11 protein-coding genes are annotated in these 14,082 nt (G+C 63.6%); 3 read left to right on the forward strand and 8 right to left on the reverse strand.

Going from position 1 to position 14,082, the window contains the following annotated elements:
- Nucleotides 1–17: 17 nt before the first annotated feature.
- Complete coding sequence (locus tag ACFQL3_RS12205; protein WP_377054643.1) at nucleotides 18–731, reverse strand: alpha/beta fold hydrolase; 714 nt, start codon at nucleotides 729–731, stop codon at nucleotides 18–20.
- Between the two features lie 430 nt (nucleotides 732–1,161).
- On the opposite strand from ACFQL3_RS12205, the gene ACFQL3_RS12210 reads away from it, so the two are divergent.
- The 3 genes from ACFQL3_RS12210 to ACFQL3_RS12220 all read left to right on the forward strand — a co-directional run bounded on the left by ACFQL3_RS12210 (nucleotide 1,162) and on the right by ACFQL3_RS12220 (nucleotide 6,127).
- Complete coding sequence (locus tag ACFQL3_RS12210) at nucleotides 1,162–3,759, forward strand: methyl-accepting chemotaxis protein (protein ID WP_377054645.1); 2,598 nt, start codon at nucleotides 1,162–1,164, stop codon at nucleotides 3,757–3,759.
- Nucleotides 3,760–3,807: 48 nt separating this feature from the next.
- On the forward strand, nucleotides 3,808–5,397 hold the full coding sequence (locus ACFQL3_RS12215) for an ABC transporter substrate-binding protein (protein WP_377054647.1): 1,590 nt from the start codon (nucleotides 3,808–3,810) through the stop codon (nucleotides 5,395–5,397).
- A gap of 70 nt (nucleotides 5,398–5,467) precedes the next feature.
- Entirely contained in the window at nucleotides 5,468–6,127 is a 660-nt protein-coding gene (locus ACFQL3_RS12220) for a DUF7095 family protein (RefSeq protein WP_377054649.1), read from the forward strand.
- Nucleotide 6,128: 1 nt separating this feature from the next.
- On the opposite strand, the gene ACFQL3_RS12225 is transcribed toward ACFQL3_RS12220, so the two are convergent.
- From ACFQL3_RS12225 to ACFQL3_RS12255, 7 genes are all read right to left on the reverse strand, one after another.
- The gene (locus tag ACFQL3_RS12225) at nucleotides 6,129–8,114 is read right to left on the reverse strand and encodes a hypothetical protein (protein WP_377054651.1); all 1,986 of its coding nucleotides are present in this window, start codon (nucleotides 8,112–8,114) and stop codon (nucleotides 6,129–6,131) included.
- A 94-nt stretch (nucleotides 8,115–8,208) separates the two neighbouring features.
- Nucleotides 8,209–9,015 (reverse strand): class I SAM-dependent methyltransferase, encoded by an 807-nt coding sequence (locus ACFQL3_RS12230; protein ID WP_377054653.1) that lies wholly within the window; start codon nucleotides 9,013–9,015, stop codon nucleotides 8,209–8,211.
- A gap of 76 nt (nucleotides 9,016–9,091) precedes the next feature.
- A complete protein-coding gene (locus tag ACFQL3_RS12235; protein WP_377054655.1) occupies nucleotides 9,092–9,484 on the reverse strand; it encodes a hypothetical protein in 393 nt (130 codons plus the stop codon).
- Nucleotides 9,484–11,145, reverse strand: coding sequence for an FAD-dependent monooxygenase (locus ACFQL3_RS12240; RefSeq protein ID WP_377054657.1), 1,662 nt, complete (start codon nucleotides 11,143–11,145; stop codon nucleotides 9,484–9,486). The genes ACFQL3_RS12235 and ACFQL3_RS12240 overlap by 1 nt, the downstream gene beginning before the upstream one ends.
- On the reverse strand, nucleotides 11,138–12,808 hold the full coding sequence (locus ACFQL3_RS12245; RefSeq protein ID WP_377054659.1) for an electron transfer flavoprotein subunit alpha/FixB family protein: 1,671 nt from the start codon (nucleotides 12,806–12,808) through the stop codon (nucleotides 11,138–11,140). Before ACFQL3_RS12245 ends, ACFQL3_RS12240 begins: the two co-directional genes overlap by 8 nt.
- 2 nt (nucleotides 12,809–12,810) lie before the next feature.
- Nucleotides 12,811–13,683, reverse strand: coding sequence for an electron transfer flavoprotein subunit beta/FixA family protein (locus ACFQL3_RS12250; protein ID WP_377054661.1), 873 nt, complete (start codon nucleotides 13,681–13,683; stop codon nucleotides 12,811–12,813).
- A gap of 51 nt (nucleotides 13,684–13,734) precedes the next feature.
- Nucleotides 13,735–14,064 (reverse strand): 4Fe-4S dicluster domain-containing protein, encoded by a 330-nt coding sequence (locus ACFQL3_RS12255; RefSeq protein WP_377054663.1) that lies wholly within the window; start codon nucleotides 14,062–14,064, stop codon nucleotides 13,735–13,737.
- Nucleotides 14,065–14,082 lie beyond the last annotated feature (18 nt).

A 14,082-nucleotide genomic window follows, 5' to 3' on the forward strand; every position in this document is an offset into this window, starting at 1 on the left:
TAGCCGCGTGACCGATATCACCGTTTCGGCTCGACACGTTCGAGCGCGCCCGGACCGTCCCGGACGGCGTCGAGGAGCGCGTCGAGGCGTTGCTCGCGCTCGGGCGAGGAGAACAGTTCGTGACCGCCGTCGTAGAGGTGGATTCGCTCCGGCGGGACTCGCTCCCCGATCGCTCGCGTGCTGACCAGCCGATCACGAAGCGTACAGAAAACGACAGTATCCTCCGCGATGGGGGGGAGCGCTCGCTGCGCGTACAGTACCTCACGGAGGAACGAGGGTGCCGCCCGGCCACCCTCCTCCGCTAGCTGGCGATCGGTCGCCAGTTCCCCGATCACGTCCCGGTCGTTCGCCTCTGTCGGGACGATGGGGACCGAGAGCGGTAGCTTTCGGAGCAGCGTCAGGGCGAGGCCTTGCTGGCGTTCGTCGTATCCCCACCACGGGCTGAGATACGTCCGCGTCTCTGCGCCCTCGATATACGGTCCGATCAGGCCGCCGGTGCTGTGACCCAGTAGCCGGAACGAGTCGAGTCCGTCGACGTACCGCTCTACCGGGACCACGTACTCCTCGACGAAATCGTCGATAGTGTCCGGGAGCTCGAAGACGCTCACACGATACTCACTGCGCAACTCGTCGATCAGCCACTGGACGTTTTCGTGGTCGATCCTGTTGCCCCAGCCGAGGACGAAGACGAGTTCGTCGTCAGATTCCCCCTCGAAAGTCTGTCGGCGCACGGGCGTAGCTTCATCGACGAACAGTATAAGCGTTAGCTGTCGGCAGGAACGGCTGGGCTGTGCGATGTGTACGATCGGTTTTCGCACCCCGGATGTAGTATAACTATAGATATATAATTAATAATTGTCTTATTTATCGTCAATAGGCAAAAAATCCGGATAGATAAGCATAGTAACTAATAACGCATCAAGTAAATAGCGGCCCGGTCCTTTATTATCGTTCATTTTAATTCTGTAATGTGCCATTTATGCCGTCTCAGAGAATTAAAACGCAGTATTAGCAGATCCACTATTCGAAAACACCGGCTACCTAAACCTATATTTACTCAAAAAGTAGTTTCACATACATTCATTATATTTACTGTTGCTACTAGTTTCAATAGTAGATACAAGCCAAAAAGTATAATAACAAACGGATAGGTTCGGGCCTATGGAAGATAGCGGCAATAGTCCAGAAAACAGACAAAAGCCCGGTCTCGCGGGGAAAATCGTCCCGGCCTTCATCCGCCGTAGTTTCGTCCGAAAGTTCGTGGCAACGCTGTTGATCGTCTTGGTCGTCGTGGGCGCAGTCAGCGCCGTGGCATACGCACAAACGTCGGCCCAACTGTCCGAAGACGTCGAGTCAGAATACACCGGCGTCGCAGATCGGTACGCCGACTCGATCGAGGATTGGCAGTCCGAACGATCGGCGAACGTCCGGAGCACGGCCGACCTGAACCGGTTTCAGGAAGGCGGGAGCGCAGACGTCTCCGAGTTTCTCAGCAGTGAAGTGGAACGATTACCGGCCGACATCAGAGCGATCCACTTCGTCGACCTCGACGAGCGAGAGATCGTAAACAGCAGCGAGAACGCCCGCGAGGGGACACAGCTCAACATCGTCGAAGCGCCGTGGGCCTGGGAGGAGTTCGACGTCGCAAACGACGAGGTGTACGTCTCGGAAGTCGAGGAGATCCAGGGTGCACCGACCGTCTCGTTCGTGAGTCCGATACCCGGCGAGGACACCAACAGGGCGCTGGTGATCACGACGAACCTCCGAACCGTGACCGAGGGCTACGATGATGACGCTGTCTTCACGCAGGTCGTCAATCGGGACGGGAACATCGTTGCTGGCGAACAGGAACAGACCCAACTCGAGGCGAATCTCGGCGAGTTCCCCGCGTACTCGCCACTCGGTGCGGACTCGGAGATCGTCCAGCGCGGCTTTGCCGGTGAAACTGGCTTCGTCGACGGAACCGAAAAAGAAGGACTCGACCGGGACTACGTCACAGCGTTCGCCCCGGTCGATGGCGGGGAGACGGTCGACCTCCTCGTCACCGTCCACGTCCCCAGCGATCAGGCCTTTGCACTGCAATCGGAGATCACGTCGAGCCTGCTCTTGCTGATGTTTACGACGTTCGTCGGTCTCGGTGCGATCGCAGTGACGTTCGGCCGAGGGACGGTCCGTTCGATCAACCAACTGAGTACGAAAGCCGAGGCACTGAAAAACGGCAATCTCGACGAGGACTTCGAGATGAACCGTGCAGACGAGATCGGTGACCTGTCTCGGGCGTTCGGGAGCATGCGCGACGCGCTCCGGGATCAGATCCGAGAGGCTCAGACCGCTCGTGAAGGAGCGGAGGAAGAGCGCGAACGGGTCGAGCGGATCAACGACGACCTGGAGACAGCGGCCGAAGAGTACTGTGCGGTGATGGGAGCGGCCGCGGACGGTGATCTGTCGGTCCGGGCAGACGTCGAGACGGAGAACGGGCAGATGCGCGGCATCGGCGAGGATTTCAACGCGATGCTCGACGAGATCGAGGGCACCATCGGCGAACTGAAACAGTTCGCGATGCAGGTCGCCACCGCCAGCGAGGAGGTGACCGCTTCCAGCGAGGAGGTCCGCGGTGCAAGCGAACAGGTCACCGAATCGATCCAGGAGATTTCCGACGGTGCCGACCGGCAGAACGACGCCCTGCAGCGGGCGAACGTACAGCTAAGCGAACTGTCGACGGCTGTCGACGATATCTCGACGACGTCGACGGACGTCGCGGAGATCGCTGAGCGGACCGCAGTTACCGGTCGTGAGGGACAGTCCGCGGCCCAGAACGCGATCGAGGGAATGAGCCAGATCGAAGCGGAGAGCGAAGACACCGTCGAGGCGATGGAGCGCCTCCAGGAAGAGATCACCCAGATCGACGAGCTACTGGAGTTCATTACGGAGATCGCTTCCCAGACGAACATGCTGGCGCTGAACGCCAACATCGAGGCCTCACGCTCGGCCGCCAACGGCAGCGGCGACGGGTTCGGCGTCGTCGCCGAGGAGGTCAAACAGCTAGCTGCCGAGACGAAAGACGCCGCCGAAGACATCGAGACGCGACTGGAGCGTGTCAAAGCCGAGACCGACCGGACCGCCGAGGAGGTCCGGACGACCAGAGAGCAGGTCTCCAGCCAGACCGAATCGGTGAAAGACGCCGCCGACGCGCTCGAAGAGATCGCCGAGTACGCCACCGAGACCAACGAGGGCGTTCAGGCCATCGATAGCGCGACGAAAGAGCAGGCAACGGCGACCCGAGAGGTCGTCTCGGTGCTCGACGAGACCGCGACGATCAGCGAGGAGACCAGCGCCGAGTCCGAAAACGTCGCGGCCGCCGCCGAACAGCAGACGACCGCACTGACCGAGATGTCCCGCTCTGCAGGCGACCTCTCGATGCGGGCGTCACAGCTGTCGGCCGCACTGGATCGGTTCGTCACGGGCGAGGACATCGAGACCACTGGACTGAGCGACGAGGGGGACCCCGCGACGCTCGACACAGAAGTGGCTCCCCGGGACGCGGCTGAATTCGACGACGACCCGGTCGGGGAACTGCCACCGGAGGACGCCGAGAGTAGCTCGGACGACCAGGAGCTGTCGGAGCAGGCTGACGAGGAGGCGGCCGTCGATGCGGACGACACGGAGACGGACACGAACGACGACAGCCTCGACACTACCGACGATACGGACGACGACATGTTCGCGTTCGTCGAGGACACGACACGGGACGAAGACTGAGACACCTTATCAATGAGACCCGAACAATCGATCTCACGACGAAACGCGATGAAACTGCTCGGCGCATCCAGCGTCACCGGCCTCGCCGGCTGTCTGGATACCGTCACAAACAGGGCCGGCGGCAACGGCGACGAGGATACTGGAAGCGGCTACCCGCCCGCCGACGAGGGTGCCGAGGTCTGGGGGAAAATACTCAACGATCACGCCGATGGCGGCGACCGATACGATCCGGACGCCGACGGCGAGGTGCTCTACGACCCGGGGAACGTACCCTACGATAACGCAGGAGCCGATATCGACTGGCAACAGTTCGCGGACGACGACATCACGCTCACCTTCGGGATGGGGCTCCACCCCTACTCGACGGTGACCCAGCCGGTGATCCCCGCGTTCGAGGAACTGACCGGAATCGACGTCGAGTACGAGATTTTCCCCGAGGATCGCTACTGGCTCGAAGCAAGAGACGACCTGCAGAACAGGCGGGAGTACGACGGCATGATGACCGGGCTCTGGCAGGCCGCTGAGTTCCACGCGAACGGCTGGGTGCGCGACCTCACCGAGTTCATCGAGAACGACGACCTGACCGACCGCGACTGGCTCGCCATGGACGACTTCCTGGACGATACCATCGAACTCATGTCGTTCCCCGACGCGGACGGCCGGCCGGAACTCACCGGCTTCCCGAACGGGATCGAGGCCTACGGCGCGGTCGGCTGTGACGTCCCGACGTTCGAGGCCGTCGACGATGTGGCCGACGACCCGGCCGACGAGATAGCCACGTTTTCGGACCTCGAACGCGCGGCCAAGCGGATCCACGAATCGGAGCAGACGAGTCAGTACGACGACGAACCGCGGGCCGGCATCACGTCCCGTACCAGCACGACGACGCTGTCGAGCGCAAACTGGGCGACGATGTTCAAAACGCATGGCGGCAACTGGATCGACCGGGAACAAAAGGAAGCGACGCTCGCGGATCCGGACAGCGGCGGCGTCGAGTCGCTCGAACTGTTCGGCCGCCTGATGCGCGACTACGGCCCCGAAAACCCGGGGCAGAAGAACTGGTACCGGGCGAACAACGCGCTCTCGGCGGGCGAGACCGCGATGGTCTACACTACGCCATCGACGTCCGGTGCAATCACCGAAGAGCAGATCGAACGGACCCACTGGATCCCGCCGCTTCCGGCTCCGGACGGCGGCGATCCGGAAGTCGCCACGTGGGTCTGGGCGACCGGGATCAGCCAGTATTCGGAGAACCCGGAGGCAGCCTGGCTGTTCATCCAGTGGGCCAACTCCCGACTGGGTAATTACATGCTCTCTGCCAGGCAGTGGCAGGGCCACGGCCCGCGTGCGGGGACCGCCCGACTCAACTACCTTAACGACACGGTCGGTCTCGACGAGACCCACCCCGGCATCACCCAGAGTTTCCTCGACGCCCATATCGAGGGAATGAGCAAGGTCCCGACCGATCCGCCAGCGATACCGGTCGACACGCCACAGAACATGCCGATCATGACCGAGGCCGCCGTGGCGATGAACAACGTCGTCCGGGGCGTCAAAGAGCCGACGGCCGCGCTCGAAGAGGCCGCACCGACGATCACCGAGTACGCAAAGCAGATCCCCGATCTGTATCTCGACTGAATCGAGCCAGCACAGCGGGACCGAGCGCTCACCGAATCCGTTTTGCGCCCGCAGCCAGTAGCCTTACTCGATGGATCGCAGTACGGCACTCGACCGGGCCGAGGAGATCGTCGACACCGTCGAGAACGAGCGCATGCCCGTCCCCGTCCGCGAGGTCTGGGTGTACGGCGACGTCGCGCTGGGACTCGATCCGATCGATCGGCTCGACGTCTACGTCACCAAGGATATCCTGCTGGACGGCACCCCCGACCGCGAGGCCGAGTTCGTCGACAGCCACGGCGTCGAGGGTGTCGGCCGAACCGTTCGGGCCGACTGGGCCGACGAGCATCGGGAGCACCTGCGAGCGAACGCGAACGGCCACGCCGCGCCCGAGCAGTGTCTGGCGGCCCACCTACTCGACGACGACGAACCGATCCACCTCGAGGTCTGTAACGCGAGTTTCGAGGACAACGTCACCCAGCGCATGCAGGGCGCGAAAGCCCGGGGGGCGTGGGAACAACTGCTCGATCCGCGCGGTGCTTGCCTCTGGGTCGGTGACGGCACCGGCGAGGGCAGACGAAGCGAGGACGCCCTAGAGAAACTCAGAAACGGCGAGTTACCCTTCCCGACGCTCCCCGAGGCGCTGACGATGATCGGACTGGACGAGGCCGATGCCGAGGAAGCGGCCGACGCCATCCAGGCGTGGCGCACCGAGCAGGAAGGCACGACGGTACGCGGCGACGTCGTCTAGGCTACTCGTCGTCGTCTTTCTCTTCAGTAACCTTGTCCATCGTCTCTTTGAACAGGGCGTTGATCTCGTCGTCGTCTTCAGAATCTTCGTCGTCGAGGATGTCGTCGGGGTCGGGCGAGACTCCCTCGAACATTGGGTCGTCCTCGCCGTCCGGGTCCGGCGTCGGCTCCTCCGCTTGCCCCGCTTCTTGGCCTTTCTCAGGAACAGCCTCTTCGACATCTGTAACGGCTTCCTCCGGATCGACCCCGTCGCCATCTGCAGATTCTCCAACTTCCGTGTCCTCTTCGTCACCCACCCCTGCGCTGTCTTCTTCAGCCTCGGCGTCGTCTCCGATGGCCTCCGCATCCTCATCCGTCTCGTCCGATTGATCGGTTGCTTCGGCGTCCCCCGCAGTCTCGAAACCAGCACTCTCGTCGACGGTCCGGCTTCCCGTGTCTTCCGCCCCAGTCGCAGACTCGAACCCTGGTAGCTCGAACTCGTCGCCCTCCGCATCGGCGTCCCCGTCCTGCTTCTCAGTGCTCATCGGTCCCGTCTCGCTAGCAGTGTCGTCCACGCCCATCTCGAACCCGCCGGTTTCCGATTCCGAGTCGTCCACGCCCATCTCGAACCCGCCAGTTTCCGATGCGGAATCCTCTACACCCATCTCGAACCCGCCAGTTTCCGATTCCGAGTCGTCCACGCCCATCTCGAACTCGCCGGATGCAGGATCGGCCGTCGACGTCTCCGAGTCGGTCCCGTCGAGGTCCGCTTCCTGCTCCTCAGCCGAGACGTTGTCCTGATCGGCCGACTGTGACGGCTGGTCGTCTCTCTCGTCCTGCTCGGGGTCCTCCTCCCGGACCGACTGGTCTCTGGTCGCGTCGCTATCGTCAGCGCTCTCCTCCGACACGGGGGGAGCGGCTACCGCCTCCGCACTCTGCGTCCCGTCCCTGTCGCTGGTGGCGGTCGAATGCCCGTCCGCTTGCTCGGCTGACGCCTCTTCCGGAGACTCCTCGGCAGGCCCCCGAGCGACTGCATCGGTCGGTTCGGACTCCGTGGTGGCCGATTCGGGTGCTGGCTGGGCGCTCACTGCGTCGTCCCCGGCGTGGGCGGCTTTCGCACTACCGTCGTCCTGGAGTGGGTCGTCAGCCTCACCTGTTGCTGGCTCTCCCTCCTCATCTATCACTGGCTCTGTCTCCTCGTTTGCCGCCGACTCTGCTTCCCCCCTGCTGTCCGACGCCTCTGACTCCTCTTCGACAGCCGCTTCGGACGTCGCGCTGGCGGGCAGTACAGGCCCGGTCAGCCCGCCAGATCCGGAGAGGCTCCCGGCGAGTTGCCAGTAGACCATGGCGGCGTCGCTGTCGGGGTCGTACCGGAGCACGGACTGGCCATCGGCCGCGGCCTCCCGGACCGCGTCGTCCTCTGGGACGACCGCGAGCGTTTCGGTCTGGAGTCGTTCGGTCACGCCGACCATGTCGACCGCCTGTACCGACGGCACGCGCGAGAGGATTGTCCCGCGGATCCGACAGCCGTGATATCGGACGACTGTCGCTGTCTTCGCCGTCTCAGCGAGGTCCTCCTCGGCCGATCCCGAGACGAGGATGGCCTCGTCGGCCAGTTCGAGCCCCATCGCAACCTCGACGCCGCCGCCGTGCCCGAGGTCGAGCAGTACGAAGTCGTAGCGCTCGCGAAGGGTGTTCGCCGCCCGAACGAGTCGGTGGGTTCGGACGTCCGTCGTCGTCGGGAGTTCCTCGGCCAGTAGATACTCGACGCCGTGTGGCCCGTCGATCATCGCCTCGTCGACGCTGGCATCGCCGCGCAGTACGTCTCTGAGGCCCGCTCCCCCCTCCGGCAGGTCGAGCACGTCCTGAACGCCGCTACCGGCGAAGGTGGCGTCGACGACCGCAACGCGCGTCGCGGTTTCGGCCATCGAGCCTGCAACCGACGCGGCCGCCGTTGTCGTTCCGATCCGGTCGCGTCCCCCCAGGAGCGCGAACACTGTTCCTGTCATTGAAATGGCTATCGCCACCATCCACCGTCAATGTTGCCCTGCTGAGGAGCACGAGAGAGGGTCGCCGCGGCATCTAATATAACATTTCGGGTAGTTACTCCTCGCTGACGCGCCCGCTCGTCACGAAAAACGGGACGACCTCGCGACGAGAGTACTCGCCCGCCTGCATCTGCTCGATGACGTCACGGCCCATCGCGCGCCAGGAGTTTCGGAGTCGTTCGTAGCTCTCGGCGGTCAGTCCCCCGGCCAGCATCTCGGCGCGGTCGGCCGCCAACCCGTCCCCGGTCGCTTTGCGCTTCGCGGCGTCGAGGTCGCGCTGGGAATAGGGGGCGGCGACGGTCCGTTCGTGGTCGTAGCGCGTCGTCGTGACCCGGGCGAGGCCCTCCTGCTCGAACAGCGAACTGGTCCCGCTCCCGCCGAGCGTGACGTCGGTCCCGACGCCGTCGAGATACGCCTCGCGAGCGCGGCAAGCGAGTCGGGCCTCGGACTCGACGCTCGATTCGACCGTCACCGCACCGTTGTCCGGTTCGACCGCCGCGACGCGCTCGCTGGCGACACGGGCGAACTCCCTGACTGCGACGGCTGGCTCGGGGAGATTGATCAGGAGCGCCTGACAGACGACGAGGTCGACGGCGTCGTCGACAAAGGGGAGTCGCGTCGCGTCGCCGGTAACCGGCGTGGCGTGCTCGCGTGCGGATGCAAGAAGGGAGACGTCGGCGTCGAGACCGACTATCTCCGCACCGCTCTCTTCGGCGAGGACACGCGACAGTTCGCCAGTGCCACAGCCGACGTCGAGGATCCGGTCGCAGTCCTGCAGGTCGAGGTCCGCCAGCGCCTGCCGTGAGTCGTCCCACATCCCCGCACGGGTATCCCGCAGATACGACTCGGAGAACTCGCGCACGGGGAGTACTGGGCCGGGCAGGGTAAAAAGCGGGCCGATCCGGACCGCGGGCGCACAGCGAACCTCCCGGTCCCCGTCAGACCGATTCGGTTGCCCGTTCCCGTTTCGGATCCGGCACCTTGGTCGCCATCACGACGGCGTCGTGGAGGTTGTGGGTATCGATGACTAGCTCTGTCAGCGTGCGAATCTGAAAGCCGCGTTCTAGCTCTCGCCCGTAACACCGGGCGTATAGCTGTAGCCAATCGTCGAGCGCTCGGTGGAGCAGTTCCCACTCCCGCTCGGAGAACGCGGCGAATTTCCCACCACTCCGTCCGTCGATGTACAGCGAGACGAGTTCGCCGACGCCGTCCCGCAGGTACTCCTGGCCCTGCTCCGGCGCTGGTACCGTTGTCGGCGGGGCGAACGTCTCGCGCTCACGGCGCGCACGCCCGGCCAACCGCTCGATACGCTCGCGATGTTCGGACGCCATCAGCCCTCCCTGTACTCGACGCCCTTGCCGCCGCTCGGGTGTTCCCACTCCGTATCGGCGACGATGGCGCAGGTCCCACACTCGACGCAGGGCTGGGTGTCGAGGCTGACGACTTTCTCGGTGTCGCCGTTCGTTTTGATCTCCTCCTCGCGGTAACAGCCGCCACCGTAGTCCTTCGCGCTCACCGGACAGGCCGTGACGGCGGTGCCGCTGGCCTCGAAGGTGCTATCGATGAGTTCGATATGTGGGTCACCGACGTTGTAGGTCAGATCGCCGATCCGATCACCGAGTTCGGGCGGTTCGATCTCGTCTTCGGCCTCGACCGGCGTCCCGAGTTCCTCGCCGATGATCGTCGGCACCGTGACGTATGTGGTTCGGGTGTCGGGGATCATCCCGAGCACGAACGGGGAGTTGAACAGCCGTTCGGCCGTGTCGTCGAACGCGCGGATCCCGGCCCGGCCGATCGGCGAGTTCAACAGTTTGTTGCCGACCGAGGTGACGAAATCGCTCTCGGAGACCGCACTGGTCAGTCGATAGCGAGTCGGGCGAAGTTTGTCCATCACGCCCTCGCTGTTGAGTTTTTGTTCGTAGAGTGCGCCCGCCTGCGAGGCGTCGCCGCGGGTTCGCGCCTCGGCAAAGGCTTCGGCGGCCAGTCCACCCGCCGAGACGGCGTGGTTCATCCCCTTGATGATCGGCCCCTGGGCCTGCATCTGCCCGGCGGCGTCGCCGACCAGCAACAGTCGACCCCGGTGAGGCGACGGATGGGCAACCTTCTTCGAGTCGGGGACGAGTTTGGCCGAGTACTCCCGTTCCTCGTACTCGCCCTGGAGATACTGGTCCAGTACGGGATGGGTGAGCAGACTATTCAGCAGTTCGTGCGGTTCGGCCTCCTCGGCGGCGAGCGAGTCGAGGTGGAACACCGTCCCGATAGATAGCGAGTCCTCGTTCGTGTAGAGGAACCCGCCGCCCCGGACGCCCTCGAACAGGTCGCCCGAGAAGAGGTGTGCTGCGCCTTCGTCCTCGTCGATATCGAAGCGCTCGTTGATCACCTCTGGCTCCATGTCGACGACGGCTTTGACGCCCTGGAACCACTCATCTGGTTCGTCCCAGTCCATCAGTCCCGCGTCGCGAGCGAGTTCGGAATTGACGCCGTCGGCCGCGATTATGACGTCGGCCGTGATCGGATCGAGTTCGTCACAGGTCACACCGACGATCTGTCCGTTCTCGCGGAGCAGTCCGTTGACTCGCACCTCCGTGAGCACTCCACCGCCGGTCTCTCTAGTCTTCTCGTGCACCCGCTCTGCGAGCCACGAGTCCATCTCCCGTCGCAGCACCGAATCACACCACGCCGTGTCGTGCTCGTGAACGCCCCCCAGATCGAACGTCTTGACCTTGTTCCCGGCGATGTTGTGGATGTAGTTCTCGTCGACGGGACGTTCGGACGCCTGCTCGCGAAAGTCGGGGAACAGGCTGTCGATAGTGTACGGCGCGGACTCTTCGGCGTAGATCAGCCCGCCGGAGACGTTCTTCGAGCCAGCATCGACGCCGCGTTCCAGTACGAGCGTCTCGACACCCTGCTCGGCGAGGGCGGCCGCCGCCGCGGCACCGCCCGGTCCCGCGCCGACGACGATGGCCTCGTAGTGTTCGTAGTCTTCAGTCATCGGTCTCACCCCCAGTGGCCGGCACGCCTGCATCGACGATTGCCTCGGCGGCGTCGCCGGTCTCCAGTGCGTTGATCAGGTTCGGAAGCACCTCGAAGAGATCGCCGTGGATGAAGTAGTCCGACCAGTCACGGATATCCGCGTCGGGATCGGTGTTGATCGCGACGATCGTATCCGATTCGTCACAGCCGACCTTGTGCTGAATCGCCCCCGAGACGCCCGCGGCGATGTACAGATCCGGTTCGACCTCCTGACCGCTCTCACCGATCTGGCGGTCCTCGCCGGTGTAGCTCTCGACGTGACCCTCGAACTGGAACGAGGAGGTGATGATCCCCCGCGTCAGTCCGAAGGCGGCGTCCTCGAAGGCGTCGGTCAACTCCAGTCCGAGTTCGATGCCGCGCGTCGGATCCCGGCCGATCCCACGACCGACGCAGACGACGACTTCGTGATCGGTGAGGTCGACACCACTCTCTAGCTGATCGTACTCCTCGACCTCGACGGGTAGCCAGTCGTCGTCGAGTTCGAGGTCGTGATCGATCAGTTCGCCCTCCCGCTCGTAATCGGGATCGGGTATCTCGAACTTGCCCGGGATCACCGACGCGCCCTGTGGGTGGAACTCGCGGCGTGGCGAGTCCAGACAGAGGATCGTCGAGTACTCGAACCCGGAGAAGTCCGGGCGGGGCATGTGCAGGACGCGCTCGAACCGTTTCTTGCCCCCCTCGCCGCCGGTCTTGGCGGGGTTGCTGATGACGACGTCGTCGATATACAGGTCCGAACAGTCACTGGCCAGCCCCGAGTCGAGTTCGGCCTGTACCAGCGCCGAGAGGTCCCGTCCGTTGTTCGTCGCCGGGAAGACGACGTACCGGGGTTCGTCGTAGTCGCGCCACTCCTCCTCGTGGCGGTCCTCGCGGACGTAGGGGTGACCCGCACGCCGGGCCATATCGCAGTAGATCTTGGTATAGGGTTGGTGACGGAACCGTTCTAGTTCGGAGTCGTCGTAGTAGATGGCGACATCCGCGCCGTAGGCGATTGCCTCCTCCGCGATCCCCTCGATATCGGAGCCGATCACGACCGCAACGACGTTTTCGTCCTCGTCGTACGTTTCGTTGTAGCCGTCCATCAGTTCGCGGGCCTTGCCCAGCAACTCCTTCGAGACGTCGACGAGTTCGCCGCCCTGCGTCTCGCAGTAGACCCACATGTCTCGATACTCGCCGTCCTCGACCGAGTGGACGTACTCCTTGTCCGCCGTCGGATGATCGAGATGGGGATGGGCCTCTTCCGGTGGCTCGATCTCGATCTCTGCTTGCTCGCTGCCCAGCACGGAGTCGAGTTGCTGTTCGATCAGACGGAGCACCGTATCGCGCTCCTCGGCGGCTTCCTCCGCGTCGCGAAGCTCTTCGAGCCGTTCGGGATCGTCGATATCGCGGATCAGGTTCGCCGCATCGGCCGTACTTAGCTCGGTGACGTCTACGTCTTCGTCGCCGTCCCCGGTGTCCTCGGTTAGCGTCTCGATTCGGCTCTCGATGAGCGTCTTGACCGGGACGCGATCCTCGCCCTCCCCTTCGAGTTCGAGCATCGCCTCCAGTTCGTCGACGTCCTCGATGTCGTTGACTTTCGGTCCGAGTTCGGAGATGTCGTGTTCGGTTGGATCTATCTCTACCATGATCAGTCACCTCCCGCCTCTGCGGTAGCGGCCGCATGGGGACGCAGTTCCTCGAGCAGTTCGTCCATCGACTCCTCCTCGGCCGGATCGATCTCTTTGGCCTCCCGTTCGGAGGGCGCTTTCGGGATCGGATCGACCCCCTGAACGATCGTCGGCGAGCCATCCAGCCCGATATAGTCCGGATCGAGGTTCAGTTCCTCGTGATCCCAGACCGTCAGGTGATCCTCGAAGGTCTCGGCACGTTCCTGTGTCTCCTCGCGGAGATCCCGGTGTTTCAGCCGATGTTCGGCCCGGCGATACACTGGCTCGAACTCGGGGTCAGTGACGATGACTGCGGGCATCGGCGCTTCGACAGTCTCGATCTCTTCGATGTCGCCTTCGACGAGGCGTTTCGCCCGGACCCGTCCCTCGTCGGGGTAGACCTCGAGCGAGATGACGTGCGTAACTAGCGGCCAGTCCAGCGCCCAGCAGGTCTGGGGGCCGGTGTGGCCCGTCTCTCCGTCGGCGGTCTTGAACCCCGCAAAGACCAGATCCGGCTGCTCGTCGAGGTTCTGTATCCCGGTCGCGACCGTAATCGCAGTCGCCCATGTGTCGGCCGCCGCCATCTCTCGGTCCGAGAGCAAGAACAGTTCGTCGGCGTACACCGACTCCATCCCCTCCCGGAGGATGTCCTTGTAGCCTGGCGGCCCCATGCTCATCAGCGCAGAGGTTCCGCCGTTTCTGACCTTCGTCTGGAGGGCGGCTTTCAGTGCGAACTCGTCGTTCGGGTTCATCACTGTCGGCGTATCTCCACGTTCGAGATGGCCGTCCTCGTCGAACGAAACCGCTCCCTCACTAAAATCCGGTACTCCCTTGGTTAGCGTTAGTGTGTACATTGGTATCTATTACCGTGTCAGATGCGTCTCTGAGTCCCCCGCGAATCGGTTCTACGACCGGCCGGCACGCCCGGCGTCGACGTCAATTGCGTCGACAGGACAGACGTCGACACAGAGCATACAGTCGATGCACTGTTCTTCCTGTGCTGGATCTGCCTTGATCTCGCTCTCCGGATGGCCCGGCGTGTCGACCCACTCGAAGACGTCTACCGGACAGTCCTCCAGACACGCACCGTCGGCGAGACAGATGTCGAAGTCGACGGCGACGTGTGTACCGTGGATTCCTAACTGGTCGGGTTCCTCTACTGGTCCCCAGACGTCGTGGTCATTGTGCTGGTCGACCACGTCCCGGTTCTGCTCGAAGTTTGAATCTATGGCCATTGCTATCTAGTATGGAGT

Origin of the sequence: Natronoarchaeum sp. GCM10025321 (assembly GCF_042663585.1) — an archaeon.
Taxonomy (GTDB): domain Archaea; phylum Halobacteriota; class Halobacteria; order Halobacteriales; family Natronoarchaeaceae; genus Natranaeroarchaeum.

What these genes read in the sequence shown, in the direction of transcription:
- ACFQL3_RS12210 (WP_377054645.1), top strand. Translation starts at nt 1,162, where the DNA reads ATGGAAGATAGCGGCAATAGTCCAGAAAACAGACAAAAGCCCGGTCTC.
- ACFQL3_RS12215 (WP_377054647.1), top strand. Translation starts at nt 3,808, where the DNA reads ATGAAACTGCTCGGCGCATCCAGCGTCACCGGCCTCGCCGGCTGTCTG.
- ACFQL3_RS12220 (WP_377054649.1), top strand. Translation starts at nt 5,468, where the DNA reads ATGGATCGCAGTACGGCACTCGACCGGGCCGAGGAGATCGTCGACACC.
- ACFQL3_RS12225 (WP_377054651.1), bottom strand. Translation starts at nt 8,114, where the DNA reads ATGACAGGAACAGTGTTCGCGCTCCTGGGGGGACGCGACCGGATCGGA.
- ACFQL3_RS12235 (WP_377054655.1), bottom strand. Translation starts at nt 9,484, where the DNA reads ATGGCGTCCGAACATCGCGAGCGTATCGAGCGGTTGGCCGGGCGTGCG.
- ACFQL3_RS12240 (WP_377054657.1), bottom strand. Translation starts at nt 11,145, where the DNA reads ATGACTGAAGACTACGAACACTACGAGGCCATCGTCGTCGGCGCGGGA.
- ACFQL3_RS12245 (WP_377054659.1), bottom strand. Translation starts at nt 12,808, where the DNA reads ATGGTAGAGATAGATCCAACCGAACACGACATCTCCGAACTCGGACCG.
- ACFQL3_RS12250 (WP_377054661.1), bottom strand. Translation starts at nt 13,683, where the DNA reads ATGTACACACTAACGCTAACCAAGGGAGTACCGGATTTTAGTGAGGGA.
- ACFQL3_RS12255 (WP_377054663.1), bottom strand. Translation starts at nt 14,064, where the DNA reads ATGGCCATAGATTCAAACTTCGAGCAGAACCGGGACGTGGTCGACCAG.